Source organism: Buttiauxella noackiae ATCC 51607 (genome assembly GCF_001654865.1).
Taxonomy (GTDB): Bacteria; Pseudomonadota; Gammaproteobacteria; order Enterobacterales; family Enterobacteriaceae; genus Buttiauxella; species Buttiauxella noackiae.
On sequence record NZ_LXEO01000025.1, the window covers coordinates 187,682 to 199,410 of the forward strand.

The following is an 11,729-nucleotide window of genomic DNA, read 5'->3' on the forward strand; positions in this document are numbered from 1 at the left end:
TTACCTGTTGCTGGGTCGCCTGTAACAGGATTATTTAAGAGAGAAACAGTTAATGTTTACTATCAATGCAGTAGAACGCAAAGAGCAGGGCAAGGGTGCGAGCCGCCGCCTGCGTGCAGCTAACAAATTCCCGGCAATCATCTATGGTGGTTCCGAAGCTGCGATCTCAATCGAACTGGATCACGACAACGTAATGAACCTGCAAGCTAAACCAGGTTTCTACGAAGAAGTTCTGACTCTGGTTGTAGACGGTAAAGAAGTTAAAGTTAAAGTTCAGGCTGTTCAGCGTCACCCGTTCAAGCCGAAACTGGCTCACATCGACTTCGTTCGCGCTTAATTGCGAATTTAGTTCGAAAAAAAACCCGCCTCGGCGGGTTTTTTTATGGCTATTTTCCAGAACTGCGGCGCTGTAACTGGTCGCGCAGATTCGGTGGAGTGCCCTTAATGGTCAACGTGTCAGTCGCCGGATCCCAGTAAATACGCTCACCAAGTAGCATCGCATCAAAACTGATCGTCAACCCACCGCCGCTACCGGAAAATTTGGTTAACTGGCGCAATGTGCCGCGGTCAGCAGGGAAACTTTCTTCCAGTTCATAGCCTTTATCAGCGGTAAACTGCTGGAAGTTTTTGTCGTCAACAGCCCAGGGTAACTCGTCTGCAAGGGAAGAAAGTTCGATCTCTTCTCCCGCCTGAAGTTGTTCGTTGCAGTAGGCATAAACCTGCTGACGTGCGGCCTGACGTTCGTTTTTATCCAGTTGTGCTTCGTTGGTGAAATCGTCCAGCGCTTGCAATAAGCCTTTGTTTTGCGCTTTGGCGTTTAAACCTTCGCTTGCGCCGAGGAAATCCATAAAGAAATCGGACACTTTGCGCCCCACCCGCCCTTTCAGGAAAGTCAGGTAACGCGTGGATTCCGGGTTAGTTTCCCATTCGGTCAGATCGATACGCGCCACGATATCGGCGTGGTTGATGTCCAGATGGTGCGTGGAACTGATATCCAGCTCTTCGTTGACGCGCATGCTGCTTAAATTGTTCAGCACTGCGACCAGTAAATACTCCACCGCCAGGTAACGATATTGGCAAAACAGCACAATGCCGCCATCAGCAAATGGATATTTTGCCAGCTCATCACGCAAACGGCCGGTCGCAGCGCGGCTGAAGGCGAGGAAATCCTCATCACCTTTTCGCTGTGAACGCAGCGCTTCTGCTAACTCACTCTCTTCGCTGAACAGACCATATGCTTTATTTTTTGCACTATATACGCGGTGCAATTCGGCCATCATTTCTTCTACGGCGCCGTTCGTTGCCAACAGAGAATCACGCAGCACGACTTCAAGTGTCTGTTCGCCGCGTTTGATCAACTGGTGTAAGGCAATCTGGTTGATATCCAGACTCATGATAAACTCTCCTTTTAGACCCGGCGGTATTCAACCATTGCCAGTAGCCTAGTGCAACCTCCCCTAAATAATTCGGGTGAGCGAAGGCAGCCAACGCACGTGCAGCTTGAAGTATGACGGGGAAAGATAAAAAAGCAGAAAAACAGGTCCTTCTACGGTAAGATAACGCCCTTTCCTGAATCTAATTGATTGTTAATTTATGCCACAAATATCCCGTTATAGTGACGAACGCGTCGAAGAACTGTTGAGTGAACTGGCAAGCGTGCTGGAAAAGCACCAAACGCCAACCGATCTTTCCCTGATGGTGCTGGGAAATATGGTCACCAACCTGATTAATACCAGTGTAGCTTCAGCTCAACGCCGCTCACTGGCTCGCTCTTTCGCAGAGGCACTGCAAGCCTCCGTGAGCGAAGACAAAGCTCATTAAGGGATTGTAGTTACACGTTATGGTGACGAATCGTCAGCGCTACCGCGAAAAAGTTTCCCAGATGGTCAGTTGGGGACATTGGTTCGCCCTGTTCAATATCCTGCTGGCAACGCTGCTGGGTAGCCGCTATCTATTTGTCGCTGACTGGCCGGCAACACTCACGGGTCGTATCTACTCCTGGCTGAGTGTTATCGGTCATTTTAGTTTTGTGGTTTTCGCCACTTACCTGCTAATTCTCTTCCCGCTGACTTTCGTTGTGATGTCACAGCGCCTGATGCGCTTTATCTCGGCTGCGCTTGCTACCGCAGGCATGACACTTCTGCTTATCGACAGCGAAGTCTTTACTCGCTTCCATCTCCATCTTAATCCGATTGTCTGGGAACTGGTGATTAACCCCGACCAGAGTGAAATGGCGCGAGATTGGCAGCTGATGTTTATCAGCGTACCGGTCATTTTATTAATTGAAATGCTGTTTGCGACCTGGAGTTGGCAGAAACTGCGCAGCCTGGGGCGTCGTAAACACTATGCAAAACCTGTTGTTGTGCTGTTTTTTGTCGCATTTTTCAGCAGCCATATTATGTATATCTGGGCTGATGCGAATTTCTATCGCCCGGTTACCATGCAGCGTGCCAACTTGCCGCTCTCCTATCCAATGACAGCCCGTCGTTTCCTCGAAAAACATGGCCTGTTGGATGCTAAAGAGTACCAACGTCGACTGGTGGAACAGGGTAATCCTGAAGCTGTATCAGTACAGTACCCACTGAGCGATCTGCAATTCCGTGATATGGGCGCGGGCCACAATGTATTGCTGATTACCGTCGATGGTCTGAACGCTGAATACGCGCCGAAAAACTTGCCGAATCTCAACGAGTTTGCGGCCAGCAACATTAACTTCAAGCAACATATGAGTGCAGGTAACGGTACCGACAGCGGTATTTTTGGCCTGTTCTATGGGATTTCGCCTGCCTACATGGATGGTGTTTTATCAGCGCGAATCCCAGCAGCATTAATTACTGCATTGAACCAACAAGGTTATCAATTGGGGCTGTTCGCTTCCGATGGTTTTGACTCGTCAATGTACCGCCAGGCCCTGTTGTCTGACTTCTCTTTGCCTTCAGCGCAGAGCCAATCTGACGGACAAACAGCCTCGCAATGGATTAACTGGCTGACACAGTACGCATCTGATGACAATCGTTGGTTCTCATGGGTTGCCTTTAACGGCACCAGCATCACGGCAGATACTAATCAGCAAGCCTTTGCGCGCCGCTATGCGCGCGCAGCTGGTAACGTTGATGAGCAAATCAAACGTGTACTTGATGCGCTAGAAGCCTCAGGTAAGCTCCAGAATACAGTGGTGATTATTACCGCAGGCCACGGTGTACCTCTTGGTAAAGAGCAGCAAGACTCCTTCGCATGGTCACGTTCACGAATTCAGGTGCCACTGGTTATCCATTGGCCGGGCACACCTGCGCAGACCATTACGAAGCTCACCGATCACCAGGATGTCATGACAACGCTGATGCAGCGCCTGCTTCATGTCAAAAACCCAGCGAATGAGTATTCACAAGGTGAAGACTTGTTTGCCGCGACACGCCGTAATAACTGGGTGGTTGGTGCTGATAACAACAGCCTTGCGATTACTTTGCCGACCATGACGCTGGTGCTTGATAACAATGGCAACTATCGGATGTATGATCTGAAAGGCGAAAGCATCAAAGAAACCAAGCCACAGCTTGGGTTATTGCTGCAAGTGCTGACGGATGAGAAGCGCTTTATTGCCAACTGATTGTATGTTTATGAACCAGTTAGCAATAAGCCGTCTTGCAAACGATCGCCAGATAAGTAGTATTATTTTTCATGCTTCGGCACGTAGCGCAGCCTGGTAGCGCATCGTCATGGGGTGGCGAGGGTCGAGAGTTCGAATCTCTCCGTGCCGACCAGTAACATCTTAAAAAGCAGCCTGTATGGCTGCTTTTTTATGTCTGCATTTTGAGTTGAGAGAAACTCTCCGGGCACTACCTCCCCCTTGTTACACTCTCAGCAAATCTGAATAACGCGTGGTATAACGTGGTGAGAGCATTGCTCTTTTCATTTTCCACGGTTGCTCAATCCCCTGCCCAGTAAAGTACAGAGTCCCTTTACCCTTCTTATTATTAATATCATCAATGACCTGCATAAGAGCTTCACTGTTGGCTCGAGGCGAATTCTCATCAAAGAGGTTGAGCTGTGCCACCCCCTGACTAAAAAAGTCGCCTAGCATAACCCCAGCTTTTTGATAGTGGAGGCCGTTTCGCCAAATGCCGTTCAGACAGCAGGTAGCCGCAGCGATAATGTCGCGCGTATCCTGCGTCGGAGTCAGGAGTTTCACCATCGCCTGGTTACCGTAATAACGTTCATTTGCTGAGAATGGTGATGTTTTGACGAAAGCCGAAATATGGCGGCAATACTGATGTTCAGCCCGCAGTTTTTCTGCGGCACGTGCCGCATAGCTACACAGCGCCTGACGCATGTGTTCGTACTCACTAAGACGCTCCCCAAACGAACGAGAACAGATGATCTCTTGTTTCGTTGGCACAAACTCTTCAAATCCCAAACAAGATTCCCCACGTAGTTCACGTACCGTTCTCTCAAGAACCACGCTGAAGTGTTTGCGTATAAAACGAATGTCAGTCTCTGCAAGTTGTAAGGTAGTTTTGATACCCATGGCGTCGAGCTTTTTGCTAATCCGACGACCAATTCCCCATACTTCACTGACTGCCAGTTTCGCCATCAGTTTACGTTGCAGGTCGACACCAGACAGATCAACCACTCCTCCTGTTCGTATCTGCCATTTCTTCGCTGCATGGTTCGCAAGTTTAGCGAGAGTTTTTGTCGGAGCTATACCCACGCCTACGGTCAAGTGGGTATATAGCAAAAGCGTGGCGCGGATATGCCGCCCTAGCTCCGCCAGGTTGCGGCAATTATGCACGTCCGAGAAATAGCAAAATGCTTCATCAATAGAATACTTTTCAACGCTCGGGCATATTTCTTCCAGCGTTGTCATCACCCGTTCGGACATATCGGCATTTATGTGGAATAGAAAAGCAAGCTTCGATTTAGTCTTTATTTAATTCAAGGTTTCTTCATTTTATTCGCGCTATCGGGATATCATTCCAACAGGTAGTCCAAGCCGGGCTGAGCATTTCCCGTTTCATTTTCCACGCTGTATTTACACCTTGCCCCGCAAACCATACATCACCCAATCCGGACTGATTTATGCCATCTAGGGCATTCATCAGCTGAGCGCTTTTTTCTCTTGGTTTGTGCTCGTCAAAAAGGCTGAGTTGAGTTACACCATTCGGTGTGAAATCATCAAGAGCTACGCCAGCTTTCATATAGCGCCGACCATCCAGCCAAATGCGCTCAAGTGAACGCATAACTACCTCAATAATATCTCGCGTATCATGGGTCGGGAGAACAAGTTTTTCCCCTGCGCTATTACCGTAGTAGACTTCGTTAACAGCATGAGGCGATGTTCTTATAAAAATACCAATGTGGCGGCAAAACTGATGTTCCCCTCTCAATTTTTCAGCTGCACGTACAGCGTACTGACATAGCGCCTGCCGCATAGCCTCTTTTGATGTGATGCGTTCACCGAAGGAGCGTGAACAAATAATTTGCTGTTTTGATGACGGAAGCTCCTCAAAAGGAATGCAGGACTCTCCATTCAGTTCCCGAACAGTACGCTCCAGAACGACCGAAAAATTATCTCTGACAAATCTCGGGTTGGACTGAGCGAGCTGTAAAGCATTTTTAATACCCATCAGGTTAAGGCGTTTGCCTATTTTCCTGCCTACACCCCAAATCTCTTCTACAGGCTGATTTTCCAGCAGCGTAGTTGTACGCTTCGGATTATCTGGTGTGAGCGCAAGGACTCCGTGAAACTGTTTCCACTCTTTGCTTGCCCACTGGGCTGATTTGGCTAGTGTTTTGGTCTGCCCTATACCTACCCCAATGGGTAGCCCAACGGTGTTCAGGACATGTTCTCTGAGACGTCGGCCAAAATGTTCAAAATCTTCACAACTATCAATGCCTGTCAAATCCAGAAACATTTCGTCGATGCTGTACTGTTCAACTCGCGGTGTAATCTCTTCAAGAGCGATCATGACTCTCTGGCTAAGACTATGATAAAGCGCATAATTTGAACTAAAAACGTGCACCTTTTCCCTATAACTGTGATTTTTAATCTGGAACCAGGGTACACCCATTTTTATTCCTAACGCTTTTGCACCGGCATTACGTGCTATAACGCATCCATCGTTGTTACTAAGAACAACAATCGATTTGCCGCGCAGATCTGGGCGAAACAACGCTTCACAGCTGGCATAAAATGAGTTTACATCCGCAAGACCAAACATTGGCATTGTTACCTCCGCCGAGTACGAGTGCAGTTGAAAAACCATGTAACCACACCAAGCAGTTGTAACTCATCGGGATAAATAATTGAAAATGCTGGATTCATCGGCAAAAGCGCAAGGCAGGGCTTCAATTGAAGACGCTTAACGGTAAACTCGCCATCTACTTCCGCGACAACAATATCGCCATGAGTAGCTTCCTCAGCGCGATCAACCACCATAATATCGCCATCACAAAGACCAAGTTCCTGCATGCTGCAACCACTGGCGCGTATAAAAAAAGTAGAGGCTCGTCGGCGTATACAAAGCTCATTTAAATCCAGTTCCTTTTCAACGTAATCCTGAGCTGGGGATGGAAATGCCCCCATAGTCATAATACACACTTCTTTAATAGGCCTTCATGGGCAGAAAAAGGACGAAATACAGGATCTTGTATTTTATAGTTTTCATACGCTAAAAATTTAGTTAACAATATGATTTCATTTTGAAAAATAGGTATTTCACTCCACGATGCCATGTTTATTCACTCGCAATAAATACTGGTTATAAATACAGTATTATGCAATAAGGAAGTAAAGCAAGAGATTCATAAGTGCGTATTGTGATCTTATTGAAGTAAGGGCAAATTTAGTTTTGCAAGCAGGAGGTATAGACTGATGGTCCAGGAATCAACGGAACAGTTCAATGATTGTCACTACCCCTCTCGGCTTCAGCTATGATGCCAATGTGCTCCCAGCTTCAGAGACCAGGAGTGTTGTTCGTGCTATAGCTATCTATAACCAACGTATGGCGGAGTTTGTCTGGGATGTTGCCAAACTGGAAAATAACCCCTTAACGTTTGTCGATATTCAGACTCTGCTTGGTGGAGTGACGATTGGTGGTTATAAAGTCAGAGATGTTGAGCAGGTGACTAATCTGGCTGATAGCAGCAGAAAGCTTTTAAAGCTGATTAGATCTGGCCACTTCCGTTTGAATAAAGAAACACTCATGTTGCTAAATAGTATTATTACACGCAACGAAACGCCTGAAGGGGGTATTTTCCGTGATGAGTGTGGACACAATTCTTGTCGAGCGAATGCGGAAGCATCTGAGCTAAATCGAATTTTCATGGAAAATTTACAATCCATGCTAGTGATGCCACCTGTTGAAGCCGCGCTGATTTTTTTCCTGTTTTGTATGTTTCAACAGTTCTTTTTTAATGGGAATAAACGCACTGGTCTTTACATGATGAATGGCTGGCTGATGAGTAATGGATTCGACCCTATCAGTATTCCTGCTTTTCGTTCTCAGGAATTTAATGACAAAATGAGACGCTTCTATACAAATAAAGATGCTACAGAAATGCTGGCCTTTTTATGGAGCTGCAAACGATAAGCAGGCTTAGCCACTATATATCCATTATTTATTGCAGAATAACGAGCTACGTTTCATCTTGAAAGAGGTATGCCTAATGCGGCAATATACAGTATCTCATCCTAGTTTCATAATTGCTCGTGATCTGGCTTATATGGGGAGAAGTGCTCAAAGCTTTGTGAATGAAACTCAGATTGCAGCAGAGTTTCTTGAAGGAAAGGAATCGTTGACCGCCGGGATGGCTGTCCATATTGCAGATTTAATGGGCGGTACACCTTAATTCTGGTTGCATCCTCCAATGCATGTACGATTTGCATCAGCAAAAATTGAAAGCTGAACCGAAAAAATAGCTGAAGAGGTGTCCAATGAAAGCTGAAGAAGATTCTCAGGTGGAAAGTGAATCACCGTCTGATGTGAAACAGCGAATTCATCAACGCTACAGGGAACAGGCGATACTGGCTGTAAGAGGGCAATTAGGTTATCAACCAGCAGTAAAGTCGGTTTACTCAAAATCAGCATCACCAAAATTCTGTCACAAAATTGAGTTCAAGTAATTTGCACATGCGCAAATTTGTCGGAGTATGGTCTTCTCGAACACACATTCTGCTCTAAACTATGCTTTACGATGCCTGACTTTGTGTTTAAAGAAAAATTGTTAGCGTATCTATGAGCTAACAATTTAGAGGGCAGTTCTGTAAAAATGATGGATCGGACTATCAAATCCATCATTATAATTTTTAAGCTATATGTTTTAATTTGTTTATAGCCACGTATTATAAACTCTTTGCATAACTTCTTTTAATTTATCAGGAATCCCATCAAAATCATCCCCCCATCCTAACGTTTGTTGATAAGCATTAAATGGCTTTTCGGATTTAGGTGCTGGGTAGCCAAGAAGATCTTCAATACACTCCTCTACAACAATTACTTTTTCATGACCGCCAGCTGCTTCTAGTATATGTGGATTAAATACCTCCGCGCCCTTAACTCCTTGGTCCCTATCGTGAATAACGATAAAATCAACATCTAATGCCGAAAGATATTTTATTAATCCTATTATGGCTGCTTTTCCTCGCGCCTTAACTAATTCGGTGTTGGTTAGTATTTTATTTCTAGAGAGTGCAGGAACCCTCCGAAGTGCTTCCTTGAAAACAATTTCCTCTGTATCACCCTCTACGATTATGACCTTTTTAGTAAAAAATATGCGCGACATATGATCATCTAACTTCATTATCATTTTCACATAATTTTTGTCATCTTCTGATAGTTGTTTGTATTTTTCGGTCACAGAGAATGGATTGATTGACGTATGGGAGGATTCATAATGGAACCTATTCAGTACTTGTCTTGGTTTCCTAGAAAGATCAATGAGGTAAGGAGAATGGGTTGTGGCGATGATTTGAGATGATAGACCTGATAATTCATAGATAATATCTCTCATTTGATTAGCTGCACTTGGGTGAAGATATATTTCAGGTTCCTCAAAACCAATGATAAGACTCCTTGCATCTTCACCTCTTCTTCTTAACCATTCTTGCCTGAATCTCAGAAGGCCAAAGACGGCAGCCCTTACCATACCCGTTCCTTGATTAGATACTGTGGTTCTTATATTGCTTGACATTTCAATGGAAAAAGTAGGTGACAATGCGGTATCAGGATTGGAAAGATCGGCGAATGCATATATTTTTGACTCCGGGAATACACCGCAAAGAACTTTGTTTAGCTCACCCATCATTATCCCAAATTCTGATTTTTCATCGGAGGGATTTAATTCTTTAGCAAGTTCATTTAGGCATTCTTGGGCGCGCTTGTAATTGTCTGAACCCCCTCGAACATCTTTAAATAATTCGTTTAGTGTCTTTTGAAGTACTCCCGTCTTATCTTCAATCTCATTAGCTCCTGATTCAGCCGGAATAAGTAAAAAACTTGGGAGTTTTGAAAGGACCACCCCACCTATGCCGCCAGGGTTTTTGTCCCAGACTTCTTCTTCTGTTATGTCCCAAATATCATCTATGAGATCAAGTTTTGACTTTTCACTACCACTTATGTTTTTTTCTAAAACAGAGAATAGTTCGGTAATGATTGCAGCATCGACTCCAGCCTCAATAAATTCTAGCGGCTTCTTTAGATTTTCAAAATCTTTTTTCAACTCTCTTTTGAGTGATTTTAATTCAATTACAACATCTTCACCCAAGGTATAGCTTTTTCTGTAAAAAATACTATTCCCCGTTTCTCCACTATCTGTTGGATCATAAGTAAATACTCTCCCTTTGAATCCTCTCCACATTTTGGCATCATCTGGAACATTTCTAAATTCAGCTTCAAGTATAATTTCTTTGCATGATATTTTGTTTTCACCAGTTTCTGCATCAACTTCTGAACAATAACAATCTGAGGACATTCTTTTTTTATCAGAAAGCAACCATTCAATGGACTTTAATACTGAGCTTTTCCCCGCATTATTAGAGCCAATTAGAAATGTCGCATCACCAAATTTGACTTGAGCATTGTGGATTCTTTTAAAACCATTTATTTTCAGAGTGTGTAATCTCATTAGTATTTTCCATATATAATATAAAAAAAGAACATTGGAGATGATTTTTATTAATAATACGGTTAGTAATTCTAAGTTTAAAATCCTCATAATAATGAGACTTATATCAAAAAAATGTAATAATTCCGAAAGACCAAACTCTCATTGCCGGAGGACTTGCAATATATCGATTGATTCATCGTTTAAAACTAACTACTCTCTTGTTCCTCGCAGCAGTCATTTCGAATAGCTCTGTATTAAATGATTAAAAAATTCTGATGTTCAATGTTTTTGCCAAATAGCACAAAGCTACCCAGCCATTTTACACATTATCGATAAATTTTAACGTTGGTGATTGCGATTGGCTTTGCCCAACAGTGATTGTAATGAAGATGCGCAAATAGTTCATATGCGATAGAAGGAAGGGTAGTAACTGAAAGCTTATAAGTAGAAGTCAGGTTCGTTCTGGAAAGTAAGTCACTGGTAATTTCGACCCCGTAGTCAGTCTAGACCATCCTAATTGTCGCTTCAGTGTAAGAAGTGAAAGTTTTAAAAATTATGATGTGTTCTTCAATCTAAATAGATCAATGGTTAGGTATCGGAGCATGAAAAATAATTTATCTAAATGAAATATAAGAAGATAGATCTCAGAAAAGTAAACCAATTAACATATGTACTATACATTTATACAGCCCTGAACTATAATTTCAATTGCATCAGGGCATTACAAACGTACTATCAAGCTGAAAAAGTCTGTAAGTGTTGAAGGAATCGTTAACTTACATTCTTGCTAGTCACTTTTATGCACCATTCATATTTGTTAGCAATAGAATTCCAGTGCCAAATATTTATAATACCATGCAAACCTTCCTGGTAAAGAGTACCAAGCCGAACGACTACTGATGCTTGCGCAGAAACAAAAAGATGCACTTCGTCTGCCTGTTTTTTTAATTCAGAGATAATATAGCTAAGTTCCTTCACTATTTTTTCTTGCTCGTCCTCTTCCGGGAGATTATCAAATCGGAACCCTGTATTCAGTTGAGCATGTAAAGTATGCCCTATAAATTCAGCAGGAAGGTCTTTTTCTAAAATCCCCATCGTAAATGAAATTGCAAGGCCGATAACCTTTCCATTATTTGATGGCACACATTTACTATCATGAATTTTCTGACCATTGTAGCATTTTACTAACTTTGCATTTGTCGGCGGTGCATCAAGAGGGTGAAAGATTCTTTTATCCCGGTCAAAATCAAACAACTTTAATGGTAAGTGCCCATCCGTCATGAAGCTACCAACCATATACAGATATGGTACACTGCCAAGTGCAGCAACATAAGCAGTTGTCGCATCAGTGTGATGTATTCTTTCTTGAATTATTTGCCGAATAAAACTTGCATTGGATAGATTATTATTTTTGTCCCTTGAATCAAATGCTTTAAAATCCACATGTAAAATTTTTGCTTTTTCTCTGGAAGAGAGCATTTTCTCCGCAGCTTGTGAATCAGTATTTTCAAACCCATACGCACGAATAAGGGCAATGTCTCGCTTATTCAAATCCCGAAGAGCAAAATAAGCACAAATACCCCACAAACCAAACCCAGCAACCAGAAAAATCACACCAAAAAAAA

11 protein-coding genes, 1 tRNA gene and 1 pseudogene are annotated in these 11,729 nt (G+C 43.5%); 7 read left to right on the forward strand and 6 right to left on the reverse strand.

Translation table 11 applies throughout. The annotated features are described in order from the left end of the window. Positions 1–52: 52 nt before the first annotated feature. A complete protein-coding gene (rplY, locus tag M979_RS10670; RefSeq protein ID WP_034458708.1) occupies positions 53–337 on the forward strand; it encodes a 50S ribosomal protein L25 in 285 nt (94 codons plus the stop codon). Positions 338–386: 49 nt separating this feature from the next. On the opposite strand, the gene yejK is transcribed toward rplY, so the two are convergent. Further along, positions 387–1,394 carry a nucleoid-associated protein YejK gene (gene yejK / locus M979_RS10675; protein WP_064554915.1) on the reverse strand — a complete coding sequence of 336 codons (1,008 nt, stop codon included), beginning with the start codon at positions 1,392–1,394 and terminating at the stop codon, positions 387–389. Between the two features lie 199 nt (positions 1,395–1,593). On the opposite strand from yejK, the gene M979_RS10680 reads away from it, so the two are divergent. From M979_RS10680 to M979_RS10690, 3 genes are all read left to right on the forward strand, one after another. Then, entirely contained in the window at positions 1,594–1,821 is a 228-nt protein-coding gene (locus M979_RS10680; protein ID WP_034458713.1) for a YejL family protein, read from the forward strand. Between the two features lie 19 nt (positions 1,822–1,840). Continuing rightward, a complete protein-coding gene (gene yejM, locus M979_RS10685; RefSeq protein WP_034458714.1) occupies positions 1,841–3,607 on the forward strand; it encodes an LPS biosynthesis-modulating metalloenzyme YejM in 1,767 nt (588 codons plus the stop codon). Positions 3,608–3,684: 77 nt separating this feature from the next. After that, positions 3,685–3,761, forward strand: a tRNA-Pro gene (locus tag M979_RS10690). Between the two features lie 89 nt (positions 3,762–3,850). Here the strand turns inward: M979_RS10690 and umuC (M979_RS10695) are convergent. The 3 genes and pseudogenes from umuC (M979_RS10695) to umuD all read right to left on the reverse strand — a co-directional run. Continuing rightward, positions 3,851–4,897 (reverse strand): annotated as a pseudogene (gene umuC / locus M979_RS10695) (translesion error-prone DNA polymerase V subunit UmuC); the annotation flags it as partial. 46 nt (positions 4,898–4,943) lie between these two features. Continuing rightward, on the reverse strand, positions 4,944–6,218 hold the full coding sequence (gene umuC / locus M979_RS10700; protein WP_064554932.1) for a translesion error-prone DNA polymerase V subunit UmuC: 1,275 nt from the start codon (positions 6,216–6,218) through the stop codon (positions 4,944–4,946). 8 nt (positions 6,219–6,226) lie between these two features. Further along, the gene (gene umuD / locus M979_RS10705) at positions 6,227–6,589 is read right to left on the reverse strand and encodes a translesion error-prone DNA polymerase V autoproteolytic subunit (RefSeq protein ID WP_064554917.1); all 363 of its coding nucleotides are present in this window, start codon (positions 6,587–6,589) and stop codon (positions 6,227–6,229) included. 310 nt (positions 6,590–6,899) lie between these two features. On the opposite strand from umuD, the gene M979_RS10710 reads away from it, so the two are divergent. The 3 genes from M979_RS10710 to M979_RS22525 all read left to right on the forward strand — a co-directional run bounded on the left by M979_RS10710 (position 6,900) and on the right by M979_RS22525 (position 8,122). After that, positions 6,900–7,589 (forward strand): Fic family protein, encoded by a 690-nt coding sequence (locus tag M979_RS10710; protein ID WP_064554918.1) that lies wholly within the window; start codon positions 6,900–6,902, stop codon positions 7,587–7,589. A 76-nt stretch (positions 7,590–7,665) separates the two neighbouring features. Beyond that, the gene (locus M979_RS10715) at positions 7,666–7,848 is read left to right on the forward strand and encodes a hypothetical protein (RefSeq protein ID WP_064554919.1); all 183 of its coding nucleotides are present in this window, start codon (positions 7,666–7,668) and stop codon (positions 7,846–7,848) included. A gap of 85 nt (positions 7,849–7,933) precedes the next feature. Next, on the forward strand, positions 7,934–8,122 hold the full coding sequence (locus tag M979_RS22525) for a hypothetical protein (protein ID WP_074388646.1): 189 nt from the start codon (positions 7,934–7,936) through the stop codon (positions 8,120–8,122). Positions 8,123–8,328: 206 nt separating this feature from the next. On the opposite strand, the gene M979_RS10725 is transcribed toward M979_RS22525, so the two are convergent. Next, entirely contained in the window at positions 8,329–10,122 is a 1,794-nt protein-coding gene (locus M979_RS10725; RefSeq protein WP_064554921.1) for an ATP-dependent nuclease, read from the reverse strand. 753 nt (positions 10,123–10,875) lie between these two features. Continuing rightward, on the reverse strand, positions 10,876–11,729 hold an 854-nt coding region (locus tag M979_RS10730; RefSeq protein ID WP_064554933.1), incomplete at its 5' end, for an SAVED domain-containing protein.

Bases quoted from the DNA above. Each gene is read 5' to 3' on its own strand.
- umuD (WP_064554917.1), bottom strand. From the start codon at position 6,589: ATGACTATGGGGGCATTTCCATCCCCAGCTCAGGATTACGTTGAAAAG.
- M979_RS10710 (WP_064554918.1), top strand. From the start codon at position 6,900: ATGATTGTCACTACCCCTCTCGGCTTCAGCTATGATGCCAATGTGCTC.
- yejM (WP_034458714.1), top strand. From the start codon at position 1,841: ATGGTGACGAATCGTCAGCGCTACCGCGAAAAAGTTTCCCAGATGGTC.
- rplY (WP_034458708.1), top strand. From the start codon at position 53: ATGTTTACTATCAATGCAGTAGAACGCAAAGAGCAGGGCAAGGGTGCG.
- M979_RS10680 (WP_034458713.1), top strand. From the start codon at position 1,594: ATGCCACAAATATCCCGTTATAGTGACGAACGCGTCGAAGAACTGTTG.
- M979_RS10715 (WP_064554919.1), top strand. From the start codon at position 7,666: ATGCGGCAATATACAGTATCTCATCCTAGTTTCATAATTGCTCGTGAT.
- M979_RS22525 (WP_074388646.1), top strand. From the start codon at position 7,934: ATGAAAGCTGAAGAAGATTCTCAGGTGGAAAGTGAATCACCGTCTGAT.
- M979_RS10725 (WP_064554921.1), bottom strand. From the start codon at position 10,122: ATGAGATTACACACTCTGAAAATAAATGGTTTTAAAAGAATCCACAAT.
- yejK (WP_064554915.1), bottom strand. From the start codon at position 1,394: ATGAGTCTGGATATCAACCAGATTGCCTTACACCAGTTGATCAAACGC.
- umuC (WP_064554932.1), bottom strand. From the start codon at position 6,218: ATGTTTGGTCTTGCGGATGTAAACTCATTTTATGCCAGCTGTGAAGCG.